General features: G+C 27.2%; 12 protein-coding genes. 11 read left to right on the plus strand and 1 reads right to left on the minus strand.

What is annotated here, in order from left to right; translation table 4 throughout:
- The first annotated feature begins 321 nt into the window (after nt 1-321).
- The 9 genes from SCHIN_RS00860 to SCHIN_RS00900 all read left to right on the plus strand — a co-directional run bounded on the left by SCHIN_RS00860 (nt 322) and on the right by SCHIN_RS00900 (nt 13,286).
- On the plus strand, nt 322-2,595 hold the full coding sequence (locus SCHIN_RS00860) for an ATP-dependent DNA helicase (RefSeq protein WP_166507761.1): 2,274 nt from the start codon (nt 322-324) through the stop codon (nt 2,593-2,595).
- Nucleotides 2,596-2,671: 76 nt separating this feature from the next.
- Complete coding sequence (locus SCHIN_RS00865) at nt 2,672-3,364, plus strand: hypothetical protein (RefSeq protein WP_166507762.1); 693 nt, start codon at nt 2,672-2,674, stop codon at nt 3,362-3,364.
- Between the two features lie 228 nt (nt 3,365-3,592).
- On the plus strand, nt 3,593-4,300 hold the full coding sequence (locus SCHIN_RS00870; protein WP_166507763.1) for a hypothetical protein: 708 nt from the start codon (nt 3,593-3,595) through the stop codon (nt 4,298-4,300).
- Between the two features lie 402 nt (nt 4,301-4,702).
- Nucleotides 4,703-5,404, plus strand: coding sequence for a hypothetical protein (locus SCHIN_RS00875; protein ID WP_166507764.1), 702 nt, complete (start codon nt 4,703-4,705; stop codon nt 5,402-5,404).
- Nucleotides 5,405-5,604: 200 nt separating this feature from the next.
- Nucleotides 5,605-6,957, plus strand: a complete 1,353-nt coding sequence (locus SCHIN_RS00880) for a lipoprotein (RefSeq protein WP_166507765.1) — start codon at nt 5,605-5,607, stop codon at nt 6,955-6,957.
- Between the two features lie 3 nt (nt 6,958-6,960).
- Nucleotides 6,961-11,073: an ABC transporter permease gene (locus SCHIN_RS00885; protein ID WP_166507766.1), complete on the plus strand. Its 4,113-nt coding sequence runs from the start codon at nt 6,961-6,963 to the stop codon at nt 11,071-11,073.
- Nucleotides 11,074-11,080: 7 nt separating this feature from the next.
- Entirely contained in the window at nt 11,081-12,070 is a 990-nt protein-coding gene (locus SCHIN_RS00890; RefSeq protein ID WP_166507767.1) for a hypothetical protein, read from the plus strand.
- Between the two features lie 69 nt (nt 12,071-12,139).
- On the plus strand, nt 12,140-12,781 hold the full coding sequence (locus SCHIN_RS00895; RefSeq protein ID WP_166507768.1) for a hypothetical protein: 642 nt from the start codon (nt 12,140-12,142) through the stop codon (nt 12,779-12,781).
- Nucleotides 12,782-12,944: 163 nt separating this feature from the next.
- A complete protein-coding gene (locus tag SCHIN_RS00900) occupies nt 12,945-13,286 on the plus strand; it encodes an integrase core domain-containing protein (RefSeq protein WP_166507769.1) in 342 nt (113 codons plus the stop codon).
- A 43-nt stretch (nt 13,287-13,329) separates the two neighbouring features.
- Here SCHIN_RS00900 and SCHIN_RS00905 read toward each other — a convergent pair whose 3' ends face one another.
- The gene (locus SCHIN_RS00905; protein ID WP_166507770.1) at nt 13,330-14,022 is read right to left on the minus strand and encodes a potassium channel family protein; all 693 of its coding nucleotides are present in this window, start codon (nt 14,020-14,022) and stop codon (nt 13,330-13,332) included.
- 105 nt (nt 14,023-14,127) lie between these two features.
- On the opposite strand from SCHIN_RS00905, the gene SCHIN_RS00910 reads away from it, so the two are divergent.
- Nucleotides 14,128-15,777 carry a TrkH family potassium uptake protein gene (locus SCHIN_RS00910; protein ID WP_166507771.1) on the plus strand — a complete coding sequence of 550 codons (1,650 nt, stop codon included), beginning with the start codon at nt 14,128-14,130 and terminating at the stop codon, nt 15,775-15,777.
- 123 nt (nt 15,778-15,900) lie between these two features.
- Complete coding sequence (locus SCHIN_RS00915) at nt 15,901-18,702, plus strand: cation-translocating P-type ATPase (protein ID WP_166507772.1); 2,802 nt, start codon at nt 15,901-15,903, stop codon at nt 18,700-18,702.
- Nucleotides 18,703-18,721 lie beyond the last annotated feature (19 nt).

Here is an 18,721-nt window from a genome sequence, read left to right on the forward strand (position 1 = left end):
GTCACTCTAAGTTGTAGTTTTATACTACATTACAAAAAAACAATTTCAATGATTTATGAAGATTAAAATTAATTCAAAAATAAATTTCAATTTTATTTTTCTTACAAGTTAGATTTATCAATGCTTGTTGCAAAAGTTGCTGTTAAATAACTTTAATGATCACAAATTTACGGCTTATTTTGCCAAAAAATTGAAATTTTTTTTGAACTAAAAGACTAGGAATTTTTTTTATAGTTTGGTAAAGTATATTGCTAAAACTTTTTATTAACTATATTGCATTAGTTATTCGATTTCTCTATTATTAAGTAAAAGGAATAAGACATGAAAAAAATTGTAAAAGGAAAATTAGAAAATTTAAATGAAGCTAAATGAGAATTGGGCTGTGTTTTTGAAGGTCAAAAACAAAAAGAGTGAGTTTCTTGTGATAAAAATTATTTTTCAAACCATTTAGAATATTTAAAAACTATAGCAAACGAATTTGTAGTGTTTAGTATTGAACAAAACAAAGAAGGTAAAGAAATAAAATCAGTAACACAAGAGAGTGAATTTGAAGATGCTAAGTTAAACTCGTTTTTGGAATGCGTAACTTATAATAAAAAGTTTGAAAGTCTGTTTGATTTTATGGACTCATATAAAATGGAATATGATAAAAGTAAAAGCAATGAAAGTTTTTTGGTTTGGTTGATGAAAAATAAAATTAAACACACTTATTCAAAAACTTTGGTTGAAAATTTAATTTATTTGCAAAATAAAAATATAGATCTTAAATTACTTTATGAGATGTTTCCTGTTATTGAAAATGCAAGTAGAAGTTTTGAAGAAAAAGACTTTTATTTACAAACAGTGATAGATTTTCTTAAAAAACAAACAATGTTTCTTTTTTGAGAAGGATTAAGTGATGACATTTCAAACCTATTACAAGCAATAGGTTTCGAAGTAGAAGAACCTGTTATCATAGCAATTATATTAACATCACAATTAATAAATGAGTGTGAATCATTGGGACACGTTTTTTTAAGCAGAGAACAATTTTTAGACTTATATTTAAAAACTTTCCCTATGGAAAAGTTTGATGAGGTAATTGAACAAATTATTGAAAAAGATCTGTTGTATATAGATGATGAATTTAATTGTTATTCAAAATTATATTTTGGATATGAAAGCAAACTTGTTAATAGAATAAAGATCTATAAAGAACAAGAAGGGTATTATAACGATTATTTGGACTCTAAATCTGCTAAAGATTATGAAGAACTTTTTACTAAAAAATTTAATGATGAGCAAATTGAAGCTATTGATAATTTTTTAAAAAATAGGATTTCAATAATTAGTGGTGGAGCTGGAACAGGTAAAACAGAATTAATAAAAACAATTTTAGACATTTTTAATTTTGAATATCCAAGAGAAAAAATGTCAGTAAGCGCTTTTTCTGCAATGGCCAAAAATAACATTTCGGATAGAGTGGAAGATTATCTAGTTAAATCAAAAACTGATTTTAATACAATTCATAAGTTACTTGATTGAAAAGGTTTAAAACCAAAAGTTTTAAAAGGGGAAGGTTATTTAAATTACAAATTGTATATCATTGATGAAGCGTCGATGATAGATGTTAGAATGTATCAATATTTATTCGAAGCAATAGGAAACAATTTTGTAAGATTAGTGATAATAGGTGATAAGAATCAATTACCAGCAATTGGTGCTGGTAATGTTTTTGAAGACCTTATAGAGTCAAAAATTTTTAAAACTACAGTTTTAAAAATCAATAATAGACAAAATAATAACAGTGACATATTAAGGTTAGCAAACTATATTTTAGATGAAAGTAAAAAAACAAAAGAAGAAGTTGTTCAATTTTTATCAGATTTAAACCCAGAAGAAGTTGAGTTTTTCTATCCAACAAATTACTTAGAGGTTATAAATAGATGTGAGTTAGAATACATAAAAGAAGATAATTGAAAAAATCCTGATGAAAAGTTATTTCAAATAGTGGCTAATGTTAATGAAGTTGAAACCGATGCTTTATTTTCAACAAAAGCGTTGAATTTTTATTTAGAAAATAGAATAGTGAAAGAAAGAATTGAAAACAGCGCTTTTGGAAAAGAAAGCAGAATATTACTAACCAATAACGTTAGTAAATTTATAAGCAAGCTTTCTTTTGAATTAACAAATGGGCAAATTGGAATAGTTGAAAAAGTGGGTCCAATTATTGGTGATAATAATAATGCTATTGCAGAGTTTGATTTTAATTTTTCGAATAAAAAGTTTTTTGGAATATTAAAAAAAGACCAAAAAGTTTATTTAAATCATCAAAATAAATGTAAAGTTTCTCTACAAAGTGCTTATGCATTGACTACTCATAAATTACAAGGTGCTGAATTTGAAACGATAATGTATTGTCCTTCTCAAGGACATGAAAAAAGAAGCAACTTTCATTCAAAAAGAATGGTTTATACTGCAATAACAAGAGCTAGACAAAAACTGATAATTTCGGGAGATAGAGATGGGTTTATAAATCAAATATGTACCCCGTATGTTAGAGGGAATTCTAAATTTTTAGAATTGTTAAACAAAATTAAATCAGGATCAAAATAGATAATTGTTTTATTTTGCCTGTTTAAGTTGAAAAAAAATGAGAATAAAATAAAATATTATTATTACGGAGGTAATTATGATTTGTAAGAAATTGAAAACGCCTCCTGTTCTATACAGTGTAATGGCAACTATAATTATAATTTTTTCAATAATTGAGATTTTATCTAGATTTTATTTTAGTGTTATGTTTTGCAATTTACTTGGCTTTGTAAGGTTTTGTATAGGTTTTGCATTTATTTTAACCACATTCATTTTAATAACTATTACATTCTTTGAATATAAAAAAGGTTTGAAAGAAAAATTAAGCTACAATTTAAGTTTAATAACTGCTGCCAAAAGATTGGTACACATTTTTAAAATATTGGTTCTATCATCAACTATGTTGATCTTGTTGGGGTTTACAAACGTTAACTCAGCTAATGTTTCTCCAAAATCTGCCACTTGAGGCACAGGACTTGGAATGCTTATAGTTTCTGGATGTATTTGAATAATTGCTTTAATGACAACAATTCATATAAATTTCAATTGAGCAAATATTAATTTAAACTCTGAAAATAAGCACATGGTAGGACAAATAATGAACAATTATTTAAGAACTATTATTTTCAGAGTTAGAAGTTGAAGATTGAAAATTATTGAAATTGTTCATAATAATGCGCTTACTGTCTATATGTGTGGAAAAAATAAGATAATTGAAGAAAAAGTAAACTGAAATATAACCCAAGAACTTTTGGTCGTTGAAAAGAAAAATAATCCACCAAAACAATAGTTTTTTTGCGAACAAATCTTAGCAGGCTATATAAAAAAGAAAACTATTTATAATAATACATGGACTTAACAAGCAAAACAGACAACCTTAAAGAGACCTAAAATATCTTATGATATCAGGTTTCTTTTTTTGTAAAAAGGTTTTCAAAATTTAAAAACTATTAAATTTAAACACATATTGGTTGCAATTTGTTTTTAATAACTTAAAATTAGATTAAAGGGAGTAAATATGAATTGATTAAAAAAGTTTAAAATTAGAGATAAATTTATACCATTATTGATTTGTTTGTTTTTTACAAATACAGTAATTAACTCAATAGGTTTGGCAACTCTTTTAAGAATTCCAAATTATATGGTATTTATTGTTACACCAGCTATTTGAGTTGGATTTTTTGCTATAGTCTTTGCATATTTACTATTAAAATTTAAGCGTTTATTAAAAATCGTAAAAATAAGCGATGTTAAAGATGCTAATAATAGAAAGATCATAATTGAAGGACAAATAATTAGTGAACTTTTAACTGTTTTTATGTTATTTGTACCAATTGTAACTATTTATTTCTTAAGTGTTGTTAAAGTGTCACAACAAATGCAGTATCAAGATTTTTATGTTTCTGTTGTAGTTTTATTTTTATCATTAAACCTTTTAATGGTTTTAGGTTTAATTGCTACAGTATACTACATTTCTTTAAAAGGTAAATTTAAGTTGTGTGATGATAGTTACTTTGTAATGAGATTTACAAGTATTTATGAAGAATTAGTAAATTTTGATTTCTCAATTTCAGATGAAAAAGAAATCGAAGAATCATTTGAAGAATTTACAACAGTGTATATGATGACAAAAAACGTAATTATTGAAGAAGCTGTTAGTTTAATTAATTTTGAATATTGAAAAACATTTAAAAAGGCAAATGTACCACCAGAAGTTTTAATTTAACTTTTGTTTAGGTGCCATATTATAAAATATCCTTTAAATCTAATCCCTTTGAAGGTTATTTACATACTCAATTAAACTTTAAATAAGATTTTCAACTTATAATAAAAAATACACACAATAATTTTGATAAAAATACTTTATTAATACACACATAACAAAAATACACACACTCAAAATACATAAAAAAATCATTAAACCTAAACTTAAGATCTAAAAAACTTGCTTTTCCTAGGCAAGTTTTTTAAAATGAAAATTATTTTTATATTTTAAAATAATTTTTATACCTCTTTAAATCAATGTTAATGGGGAAAAAAAATAATAGCCATAAAATTGCAATATTAATAGACTTGATTTTTAAGAGTTATTCCCTTATTATAAGAAAGACATTTGGGGGTAACTATAGTGAAAAGTAAAGTAAGTTTTAAAGCGATATTTACATCTTCTTTAATAGCAATATTATTAATTCACTTAATATTTGTTTCTGTTAAAGCTTCAAATATAGTTACATACCCACATCTTTTAGATTTGGCTTTTTCGCCATTAGTGGAATTAATATTTATGGTGTTTACTTTAACTTTTTTAATGGTTTTATTTAGTAGACTAATGTTTGAAATGGAATTTAGTTTAATTACTGTAAATTATAGTAAAAAACTACAATTTAGAAAAAATGTTTTAAGTGAATTAATCCTAACTTTAGCTTTTTTTGTACCGTTTGTAGTTGCTTCAATTTTAAAAATGTTTAATGAAGCTGAAATGAAAGAAGCTGAAGAGTTGTTTGTTTCTGTAATAGCTTTAGCATCAGTTTTTATCACATTTGCATTCATATGTTTCTTTTTATTAATAATTTATACTTACAAGTTCAAAAAAAGTAAATTTGATGAAGTATGTGAACAAATAAATTATGGTCTTCATGAAATAATTGCTCAAACTGATTTCTTAGAAGTTATCGATTTTTGTTTTGAAACAAAACATGATATTCAGAATAACTCTACAAGAAACATATTGGTTTCAAGAGGAGCTACTGTTGAATTGGAAATAAATTGTACAAAAGCAGAATACTGAAGTGATCTTAAAAAAGGAACTGTTCCTCCGAATTTTTTATAATATTGAATGAATAAATGAAAGACAACAACTGAAAATTTAAAAAATATTTAACAACACTTAAAAATATATTAAACACACTCATATTAAACAAATTATACACAACAACAAAATACAAAAATAATATCAATATAAATAGTATTTAAATCACAATAAAATACTAATAAATTTAATAACAACGAAAAAACAGGAGAAAAAAGAAAATGAAAAAATTACTTGGAATTTTAGGAGCGTTATCAACAATCGCTTCAACAGGAGCTACAGTTGTGGCTTGTGGTACAACACCTGCAGATAAAGGTGGAGAAACTAGTGGAGACTCACTAAATCTTGGGCAAATCGACAATATTTACACACCAACTATCCTAGCTGCTATAAAGGCTAAAAACTCAAAACTAGATATTTCAAAATTAGAAGTATTCAGTTATGACTCAACAAGTGCAAAAATTGTTTATAAAAAAGGTCAAGCCCCTTCAAGTGCAGAGGCTGCATTTGATGTGAAATTTACTATAAAACCAATTGAGTTTTCAACTCAAAACACTGAATTAGTAACCAATATTTTAGCTGGTAAAATTGATGAAGCTGGAGAAGTGGATATTACTACTAAAGTTGGAGATCTTACAAAAGAAGATATTTCAAAGAAAACTATTATTGATTCAATTGGTAGAATGAATGGAACTTTTTTAAGTGAAAAAGACGTTGAAGTTAGCGATGTTCAAGAAATAAACGGAAGTTTACAAGTTACAGTTAAATCTTTAAATCAAGATTTATTAAAAGGAGAGTCAGTATCATTTGTAATAAATCAAGACATAAAATCTGAAACCTTATTTAGAAATACAGATTTAGGTACTATTTTTCTTCCTAAACAAATTTGAGATAAAAAAGAAGAATATTTTGATGGAACAAATGAAAATATAGGGTCAAACACACTTGTAAGTTATATTTATTTATTCCAAAACTTAGGGGATAGAAACCCATTATTCAAATACCTAGCTGCTGACATAGCTGAAATGGGAACTGCTTTTGCTATTGTAGCTGGAGCCACAAAAGAAGTTGAAAATAACTTATTTATGGATGGAGCAAAAATCAATCTTTCATGAAATAATGATGAAAATTCAAATGCTCTGCTTTCAGGGTTAATTTCAAATGATGCAAAAGATGTTAGTTTACAATTCAAACTTGCCGAAGAAAATAGAATGGTATTTAAAAATTATTGAAAAGAAGATTCTATAAAGGTATCTGAAACCGCATATAAGTCAAAAAATAAAGAAACTATTTCAAAAGAAATTTACAACCAATTAAATGACGAATTTAAGAATGCTGTTAGTTTTGATATTTTTATGAGATACACAGTATTGCATTTTTCAGAAACTAAACCAACAATAGAAATGTTACCAGCTGGAGATTACATTTATGGTTTAAATGCAAGTGCATTGTTGCTTCTTGGATCAGCAATAACTGACGAATACAAACCTGCACAAGAAGGTGAAGATGGTCCCGGTGCATTTCCTGGAATGATTGAACCAGGACCTGGTTACAAATTCGAAGTCGTAAAATAAAAAATGAATAAACAAAAACTGTTTTTCAAAAATATGTTTAAAAACATTATCAAGAACCAATTACAATTAGTAATGGTAATCTTGTTAATGTTTTTGTCTGTTTTTGTATTTACAATTTCAGATTCTTCATCTCAGAGGCTTACTAACAGTAGTGTGAGTTTTAATCAAAAGAGTAATTTACATGACGCTGTTATAACTCTAGAAGATTCTAGTTATAATTTTATAGAAAACGACGAATTTAGAACCATTACAAACGCAAGTGTAAGAAATGAGTTAATTGTTAATTATTTAAAAAATAGTGTAAAAAATAAAAATAGTGATATGTCATTCAGACTTGCAAGAACAGAAACAAGGAATTTCAACCTTAGTTCCGGAAAAACCTTTAAGGCAATAACATTAGATTCTCAAAAAGAAGTCGATTCTTTTGTTGTTTCATATGGTATGCCTTTAGAAATGTGAGACGAATATGCTAATTCTTTAAATGACCTGACAAAAAGATGAGTATATTTATCAGAAGCGTTTGCAAATGAAAATAACATCAAAGTTAATGATATTATTCGATTAAACGATGATTCTTATGGATCAAACATCCTTGTAAAAGATAGCGAAATAAGAGAAGTAAACATTGATTCATACAGCAAGCAAGACATTAATACATGATTACCTATTTCTAGGTATAGTTCTATGAACTGATTTCAGGTTGTGGGGTTTGGATCTAGTGCTGATTTTTCTGCACCTATAATTTCAACAACATCCCCATTACCAAACAAACAAAACGAAGGTCTTGTTTTTGTGAATCCTAAAAATTTTGGGTGAGAAAAAAAATATTTATCAACTTCATTTGATGGTGAAATAATAAATGTTATGAAAGAGGCAATTACAGATTCGAATGAGTTAAGAAATTATAAAGTTTTTGTAACAAATGCTGAAACACAGTCACAAGAAACATTGAGAGCTATGTCAAAACAGGACGTAGAAGTATATTATTCTATTAAGTTTAATAAAAAAGTGAATATTGATAGTGCTACTGAGCAATTAAATGAAATATTAACAAATATTACAAGAGGTTCTGAATATGGTTTGAGAAGTAATTTTACACCCGATTCAACAAGTAATGGTAAAATAGCCTTTAGCATCAATGATAAAGACTATAAGTTTTATTTTAGAACTTCTCTTTTTGATTACATAACAAATTACTTTAAATTAATTATGTATATTTCTACTGTGGTAATTGCTTTAATAGGGGTTTGGATTCTATTGATAATGTTGAAAAATCAGATTCAAAAGACCTTTTCTCAAAATGGTGTTTTAATATCGCTGGGTTACAAGAGAAGTGAACTTATTATATCAAACTGTCTATATCCAGTATTTATATCTGTAATTGGTGGAATAAGTGGTTACCTAATTGCGCTACCCTTTCAAAATATAATAGTTTCAATTTATCAAAAATTCTTTACGATTGAATTTCTACCATTAGACTTTTCTTGAATAGGTTTAGTTTCTATGGTGTTTGGTTTATTTGTGATACTATTATTGATAACGTTGTTAACATATTCTATTTTATTTAACAAGTATACAACTTTGCAAATGATAAATTATGAAAATGCATCAACAACAAATAAATTTAATATAGCACTTAAAAAAGTGCTTACAAGAAGTAAGAAGTTCAGCCCGAGATTTAAAGGTGCAATACTAGCTTCCTCTGTATCAAAATTTATATCAATTACATCGGTAATGTTAGTGTCATCTATAATTGTTTCAATTGGTGTGATAGCTCCAAATATGTTATCCAATTATATGAAGTATTCGTTTATTGATAATGAATATGATAATCAAATCGAGTATGAAGCACCTCTTGCTAATGCTCCAACAACATTCCTTAAAACTTATAACCCAAATAGCAATATTAGTTTGGAAGCAACCGACTATGCTAACGATTTATTAGAAATGTATCTAAACAATGATATTTCAGCAGATGTTTATAAACCGAAAAGTGATGTTATAACAATGACAAACTTGTTATATAAAAATTTAAATAAAGAATTTTTACAAAACACAAACTTAGATCTGGAAACTAAAGTTGAAGGAATCGATGAAAGTGTGTTAAAATCAACAATTATTTCAAGCGTTTGAAGTGATTATAAAAATTTTAATATTGATAAATACTCAAAAAAAGAAACGCTTTTAGCAATTTTAAATGATGAACAAAAACTTAAAGATAGAATCGACGATGTTGAAAATCTTAGGTTGTTCTATTTAAAATACAGAAGAACAATAGGTTTAAACGTTAGAAGACCTGATTACTTTATCGGAAATAACAACCTTAATGGTGCAAATGAAGAATTTATATCTAAAGATGACATAACGCCTGCAGTGAGACCGATTTCTCATCCCTATGCAATTTTATTGGATGATGCAGGTAAAATTAATAGTGATGGATCATATGAAAAAAGTTTTTTTGATGATTTAAGTGCTGGTGGTTGATATGCATTCACTGTTAGGTATACTTCTGAAATATATAATTGAATAAAGGCGTTTTTTATAGATAATATTCAGCAAGGATTCTTGCAAGGAATTTATTCAAGCTCTCCTGAAAGTATGAGAAAAATTATGGCGGAGAGCTTTAACGAAGATGATAAACAATTTAATGCCTTATTTAATGTAATACCATACACCAAAGAAACAGATGACTTGGGTATATATTCTGAAGCCAATTCAGATAATGTTTCATTTAAAGTGTATGGAATAAATGAAGATAACAAAACTCAAAACTTACTGAGAGATTCAAAACATAATTTGCTTGATGGATTATTTGAAAATAAAAAAAATATAATAATTAATGAAACATTAGCAAAAAGACTGAAGCTAAAAGTAGGGGATGAAATTAACTTTGATTATATAAATGAAAAATTAATGAAAAATGGAGAGTTTATTAAAACTGATTCATGAGATGTTTCTGAATTAAATGCAACTTCTGAAAATGGTTTTAGTAATCAACAAGAAATGTATGCAAGTTCACCTACTGATGTTATTAAATCTGGACTTAAAAACAAGTCTATAAGTGATGGTTTTATTTATAATACCGAAATCGATAGTGGTTCTGAAACTATGACAAGCACAACAAATATGACAGAACTAGTAAATAATGGTGAAATATATAGAGAAAAAGATAAAATAAATAACACATATTACATTTCCGGAATATCTAGACAGTACGGAAATGCGAAGGCTTGAGTACAAAATGAAACAATAAAAGCGGACATTGGTTATTCAGAATCAGAGGCCCTTTTATTTCAAATATTTTTGAAGGAATGAAGTAATCCTAAAATTGATACAGATGGCGATAACTTGATAACAATCAATTCACTTAAACAGCTAGTTGAATCAAAAAAATATGAAGCTAACGGATCAGACATTTATTCAAAATTCAAAGAATTTAAAGAGTGAGCAAATCAAAATGAAGAAAACAAGAAAATATTGAAGTTATTTGAAAATGAATATCCAATATTTAATTATAAAGCTTCAAAAGAAGCTGAATTTAATGATGTTTCTAAAGGTTTATCTGTATCACAACAATACGGTGATTTTTCTAGTTTTGGTTTAAATGGAGGTCAAATTTCAGGAAGAAGTTTAACTGGTTACCAAGTTTCAAGCATGAAGTCTATAATTCAATTATCTGAAGCAAAAAAAATACAGAAAAGGGTTATGGATAACATTACACTTGTAGTTATTTTTATAGTTTCTGGAATAATTGCTCTTTGTATAATTATTATTATGTTGATTGTTAACTTAGTAATAGTTAAGTACCAAAAAATAATTGCAGTTATGAAAGTGCTGGGTTATAAAAACAGTTATATTCTTTCGGTATTTGTTGGTATGTACATTCCTATTGTTATGGTTACAACTATACTTGGTTATATTGTAGGGGTTTTATCAATGTGAGGGTTAACCTCTGGTTTAGCTTCTAATGGGCTAGTGGTTCCGTTCTTTGCTTTTACATGATGATATCCAATAGCTGTTTTAGGGATAGTTTGAATAATTTATGTTGTTTCCTCTATTACGAGTTGAGAAATTCTTAAAAGGATAAGATTGCTCCTTGCAGTTCAAGAAGGGTAGTGTATTTATGAGAAAATTAATTACTTTATTAGGGTCTTTAGGAACTATAATACCCATTTCATTGTCAACAATCTCTTGCTCCTCAAGAGAACCGTGAGTGGAAACATTAGATAGACCGGAGCCTATTTATGCTATTAAAAAAACAGGTTATGTTAATTTTACAGAAGATAAAATTGATATAAATAAATTTAATTATACATATGATCTAATTGACGAAATAAACTTTTATTTTAATGAATGTGGTTATAATGTTGATGATATGGAATGAAGTGTAGTTAGAAACAAAATGTTATTATCTAAAGGTTTGGATGATAATTTGCTTCAAAATGGTACATATACCTTTACTATTACAAACAAATTAAATGATAACGATAAAATTATTGTTCAACAAAAAATTACAAATTCTAAAAAATTAGACGATATGATTAAAAACACAGATTTAGGAGCTATTAGTGATATAAGAATTAAAACAATTCTAATGAAGGTTATTTTTAATAATTTAAATTTAATTTCAAGTATAAATGATATTGCTGATGGTATGTTAAATGAAGAAAATTTTGAAATTAATAATAATCAAATCACCTTAAAATTTGGCGATTTCGATAAAAACGATAGAGACAAATTTTACGGTGAACTGGTTTTAACGTATAAAATTGAAAAATTTGTTCCTGAATGAGACGGTCAAAAGACAATTGAAGATATGTCAACATTTTTTGGAGGAAAAACTCAAACAAATTTAGATACTTTGAAAAGTATAAAAAGATTTGACATATTCACACAATTTATTACAAGAAATTTTTCTAATAGATTGAATTATCTTCCTGTTTTAGTTAATGACCTTGATGTAGAAAACATGGTAATAAAAAAAATAGATGGTACCGATAATGAATATGAGGCTATGCTAAATGCAGTTTCAGCCCCAGAAAATGGTTACACTCAATATCTAATAGGGTCAATAAAATTAACTTTCACCTATTACGGTGAATTTGAAGGTTAAAAAAATACAAGCGCAATAAACAGGGAAAAAATAATTCTACACATCTGAAAGGAAGTGTAGAATTTTTTTATGTCTAAAAACTTAACAATAAATCAATGGATTTTTATTATAGGAATATATAAAGAAGATGGTTTGATGAAAGCTGTAAATGAATATAAGCAATTAACAGGTAAGACCACAAAAAATTGTTATATTCAAAGAGTTATCAAATCAAAAGTCTATTTAGTAGATAATAAAGGTATGAACGCATTAATTAGAACAAAAGGTAGCGGAAGACCTAAAAGCCGCGATGATTCAGATATTCCATCAATAATCGATGAATTAAATAAAGATGAAAAAAGAGAAATTATAGAAAGTTGAATAAAAGAACAAAGAGATAAATGAAATAAAAATTCCTTAGATAGTTTTTGCCATTTAAGGAAGCATTTAATACCAAAGATTTTAAAATTTCATAGAACTAGTTATTACAAAGCCAAAGTCACAAGAAAATATAAGTACGATCATTTAAGAGAACAAGTTGAAAGTATTTTTAATTTGTCGAAAAAAATTTATGGTAGTCGAAAAATTGCTGTAATTTTAAATGAACTAGGAGTCGACATTTTTGATAGAACCTTAAGACACTATATGTTTAGATGAGGTTTGATTACTCTAACAAGGAGAAAAAAAGAAAAGCTGAATCAAAAAATACCAACGTTCGTTATAATGATTTAGTTAAAAGGAATTATAATCCTGATGTAGATAACATTATTGCAACAGATGTATCCTACATCCCTGCAAATTTAAAGGAAAAAATATTTATTTATCTGCTGCAATTAATCACAAAACTAATTATATAGAGTCTTGAAAATTATCTGCCATAAACGATAATCAATTGGTGACTGACACAATTAACAATTTAAATAGAACTGAATTTATTTTCCATTCAGATCATGGTGCTCAATATTCTAGCAAAAGTGTTTTAGCAACATTAAAAAAAGTAAGGGCTAAAACTTCAATGGGAAGAGTTGGTAATTCATTAGACAATAGAGAAATCGAATACTTTTTTTGTTGCCTAAAGGGAGAATATTTGAATCATATAAATACTAAACAAATGAATATTAAAGATATAACAAAACATATATCATGATATATAAATTGATATAATAACGAAAGAATACAAAAGAACTTGAATTGAAAAACACCAGCACCTGCTGCTGGTGTTAATGTTCAAGTTTAAGTGTAGAATTATTTTTTCCCACTATACAAGCTTGTATTTTTTATTACTCTTCTTCCATTTCCCCACGAATTTTTAAAATTAAGTCATTTACCATGTTGTTTTTTGCAAACATAACAATAAAGTCATCTTCTTTTAAAACTGTATATTCATCAGGAATAACAACTTTTCCATTACGTTTAATTTGAACTATGTTAAAGTCTTTGTTAGTACTTAACCCAGCTTCATTGATGGTTTTGTCAAATACTTCTTCATTTTTTACCATAATGTGGGTAAAACTGTATTCTCCATCAGTTGATTGAACATCTCCATCAATATCAAATAATGATTTTGTTGCTATTAATCTTCCTGCAAGTACATCAGGGATGATGATCTTGTCTTCTTCAATTCCAAGTGCTAATAAAATTCTTTTGTGGTGTTTATCACGAGCACTTACAATGATGTTTTCAACTTCTAAGTCTATTAAGTTTAAAACAGTTAATATACTTGCTTCCATATCAGAACCAAAAGCTACAATTACACAATCAAATTGTGCTATTCCGTTTTTTTCTAAAGCATTTTTATTGGTTGAGTCCAAAACAATTGCTTCACCAGCTTCAAAATCACTTAAATGAAGATTTAACTTCTCTTCATTTATATCAAAGATTTTGATATTTTGTCTCTTTTCATCTAGTGTTTTTGCAACAGATAATCCAAAATTACTTGCACCAATTATTGCAAAACTTTTCTTTTTAGCCATATAATTCAAGCCTCAACTTTCTTACTCATTAAATTATACAACTCTTTTTAAGAATGTTGTATAATTTAAGATAGGTTTTCAATTCATAAGGAGTTGAGTTTAAAAATGGATAAAATGAATACTGATATTAAAGAAAAGAAAAGCAAAAAAGAAAAGAAAATAAGAGGAATAAAGAAACGCAGAAAGGTTGAAAAAGAAGAGAAAAGCTTCTTTTGAAAGCTTAAAAACTGATGACCTTTATCTAAAATTAGTGGAAAAATAATTGTAGGTTATTTATTAGCTATTTTTATTGGAGGATTCTTGTTAAGTATTCCAGGTATAGTTTTAGATAAAGAGTCAAATTGAAACTTTATAACAGGTATGTTTACAGCATCAAGTGCCATTTCAGACACTGGGATCACTATTTTACAAACAAATACTCAATATAGTTTTATGGGCCAATTATTTATCCTTTTAATGATAAAAATTGGAGGGATAGGGTTATTGACTATTAAAATAGTGTTTTTAGCTCTTTTAAATAAGAAAATCTCATTAGATGACCAATATGTTGCAAAATCAGAACGTGGTAGTGGTACCTTAGGAAACACAGTAGAAATGATAAAAGATGCTTTTATCTTTCTTACCACAATCGAAATAATTGGTTCATTCATTTTATTCTTTGGGTTTTACTTTACACCAATGGCGACAACAGCAACATTTGATGGTACAAGTTTTGATGTAACAAATCCATATAATGATTTTGGAAAATCACTTTGATTTTCAATCTTTCACTCAGTGAGTGCTGTAAATAATGCAGGTTTTGATGTATTGAGTAATGCATCACTAAAACCTTATAATCAAACAGGAAATTCAGGATACTTTTTACAATCAGTGTTTATGGTTCAATGAATTATTGGCGGACTTGGATATCCAACTTATCATGATATAAAGAAAAAAATAAAAGCTAGAAAAAGTGGTAAAACTGTAAAGTTCTCATTGTTTACTAAATTAAACTTTGTGGTTTATACAACTTTATTGGTAATGGGACCAGTTTTTGTAATTATGTCAGAAACTTTAACTTTAGAAAAAAGTAAAATTATGTATGTTGACAGTAGTTTAACTGTTAAAAAAGCAACTGCCAAGTGGATTTTTGATGTTATTTTTAATGTCACCTCTTGTAGAAATGCTGGATTTTCAACAGTAGATATTAACCACTTTACAGCAGGTTCAAAGTTTATTATGGCTATATGAATGTTTATTGGTAGTGCACCAAGTTCTACTGCAGGAGGAATACGTACTACAACATTTGCAATTTGTGTATTGGCTATTTTCTCTATTATAAGAAATAAAAACTCTGTAGAGGCATTTAAAAGAAAAATACCAGATGAAATAGTAAAAAGAAGTTTTGCTGTAGTTTTAATTTCATTCTTTATTGTTATTGCAAGTATCTTTGTTGTATACATAGATTCAAACAAAATGTTAGATAGAATTACAGTAGAACCTATATCTCCTGGAGAAGAAGGAGGAATGGAAGTTTTAGGAACAGAACACACCATAATAAAATTGATAGTTTATGTATGTAGTGCTTTTGGAACCGTTGGTTTCCAACCATTCTCAAATGCACAAATTTTAGAAATGGGAGTTATAAGTAAAATGATGCTTGTAATTACCATGTTTGTTGGTCAATTGGGTATTTCAAATACATTATTGGCTTTTGCAAAACCAAAAAATAAACAAAATTACTCATATTTAGAAGAAGAAGTAACTATTGGATAGTGCTTCTTTTTTTAATTTATCATTATAAAAGATAAACACTACATAATAATGGGGTCAAAAATTTGACACTTATTTTTAAAGGAGTAAGATTATTTTTGTAGACATTTCATAGAGGTGAATATTATGAATTTAGAAAATAAAAAGGGTGAACTTCCTCTCTCCGTTGAGGTAGAAAGCCATCAAAAAGAATGACATAGATTATCTAATGAGAAAATCTTAAAAATTCTTAAAACCGATCAACACAAAGGTTTAACACAAAATGAGGCAGATAAAAGATTAGAGGAATTTGGTAGAAATACTTTACCACAACCTAAAAAACCAAATATCGTGCTTATATTTTTAAAATCTTTCTTAGATCCATTAAGTATAATGTTAGTTATTGCGGGACTTGCTTCATTAGTTGTTTCTTTAGTGTCTGGTGAAATAACACCACCAGACATTGCAGGAATAACAATTATAGCAGTTATAGTTCTTTCAAACTCTTTTATAGCAACAGTTCAAGAGTGAAAATCACTCAATCAAGTAGCTTCTCTTGGAGATAAAAAGAGAATTGCTGTTGTTTTAAGAGATGGAAATAAAAAAGAAATTGATATTGAAGAACTAGTTCCTGGAGATATTATTTTTATTAAATCTGGGGATTTTGTTCCTGGAGATACAAGAATTGTAGATAATCAAATGTTAAAAATTGATGAATCTGCATTAACTGGAGAAAATGAATCTGTTGATAAAATATCAGAGATCATTAAAGAAAAAAACTTAGTATTGGGTGACCAAAAGAACATTGCTTTTATGTCAACATTAGTAGTTGAAGGTAAAATGATGGGAGTTGTTTTTGGAACAGGTCCTAACTCAGAAATTGGAAAAATTGCAACAAAAATTACTGATACCAAAAAAGAAACAACTCCTTTAGAAAGAAAAGTTGTTAAATTAACTGTGGTTATTGGTTTAATTTCAGTTATTTTAGGTTTAATTTTATTTGGAGTAACTTTATTAATTAAAAATAATTTAGACTGAGCTACAAACCCAGAACAATTTGAAAGTTACAGTAAATTAATTCTAATTGCAGTTTCTTCTGCAATTAGTGTTATTCCAGAATCATTAACAATTATTGTAAAAATTTGTTTAATGGTTGCAACTAAAAAAATGGCAAGAAAAAATGTTTTAATTAAAAATCCAAAATCAATTGAAACACTTGGTAATGTAAATGTTATTTGTTCTGATAAAACTGGAACACTTACACAAAACAAAATGCATGTTGATAGTTTATTTATGAACATGAAAAGTAGTAACATCGAAGAACTTGATTTTTCAAAAAGTGAATATGTTACAAATTGTTTAGCTTTATGTAGTGATGCCTTAATTCACAAGGATGAAAAAATAGGTAGTGCAACAGAACTTGCATTAATTGAAATGCTAAAAAAATATGATATTAAGTATTTAAATTTAAGAAAAACTCATAAAAGAATTGATGAAATTCCTTTTGATTCAAAGAGAAAAATGATGACAACAGTTTGTCAAGTTGATGACAAAAAAATAGTTTACACAAAAGGGGCTGTAGATTATTTAGTTAAATCATGTAAATTTAAAAATATTGATGGTAAAGTTAGCGAATTAACTTCAACTGATGTTGAAACAATTAAAAACCAAATGTATGAATATGCAAAAAAAGGTATGAGAACAATTGGTTTCTCATATAAAGAATTGATAAATGATGATGATTTATATGAGCAAGATTTAATTTTCTTAGGAGTGGCAGCTATAATAGATCCACCAAGAGAAGAAGTAATACATTCAATTAAAGAAGCTCACAGTGCGGGAATTAGAGTAATTATGATCACAGGAGATCATAAAATTACTGCTTTTGAAATAGCTTCAAGACTTGGAATATCTAATGAATACTATAAAGACGTAATAACAGGACAAGATATTGAAGAGTTAAGTTATGAAGACTTAAAAGAAAAACTAAAAACTACAAATGTATTTGCAAGAGTTAATCCAGAACATAAAGCTTTAATTGTTACAGCTTTACAAGAAGATAACAACATTGTTGCTATGACAGGAGATGGAGTAAATGACTCTCCAAGTTTAGTTAAAGCAGATGTTGGAATTGCTATGGGAATTACAGGAACAGAAGTTTCTAAAGAAGTTAGTGATGTAATCTTAAGTGACGATAACTTTAAATCAATTATTGCTGGGGTTAACTCAGGAAGAAACGTTTATGAAAAAATTAAATACTCTATCTCATTCTTAATTGCTGCAAACTTAAGCCAAGTATTAACATTGCTTTTAATTTTAGCAATTCATCAATCATTGGCTTTAAACTCAGTAAATATTCTATTCCACATCTTTGTGGTTGAAACAATTGTAGCAATCCCAATTGGAATGCAAAGAGAAAGAAAAGGGGTTATGTTAAATCAACCTCCAAAACATAAGCGAGAAACGTTATTAAAAGGAATTGTTATTCAAATGATAATTACAACCACTTTTAATACCTTATTTGCAGTTTTAAATTATCAAATTTCAATTTGATATTTACCGGGAGACTTAGAATTGGCTGAAAACTATGGTAAAACAGGAGTTTATGTAGCTGTTATGTTTTCACCAATCTTCTATGCTATTTTATACAATAACTTCTTCTTGCCAATCAATTCTGATGGACAAAACCAAGTTGTGGTGGATAGATATAAACCAAATAGATGATTATTAATTTTGATGGCTGTTGCTTTGACTTTATCAGTTCTTACAATGCTGCCATTTGAAAAATTAAATGAATTCTTTGATTTTAAAACTCAAGGTATGCCACCATTGTTAATGGTTATATTCTTTGCAAGTGCTTTAATGGTTCCTTGATCTATTTGGGCAACTTACAAACTATTGTTAATTTCAACAAAATGTAAAAAAGCAACCAAAGTTGCTAGTCTATAAAAAATGTTCTTACAATATG

The organism is Spiroplasma chinense (genome assembly GCF_008086545.1).
Lineage (GTDB): Bacteria > Bacillota_I > Bacilli_A > Mycoplasmatales > Mycoplasmataceae > Spiroplasma_A > Spiroplasma_A chinense.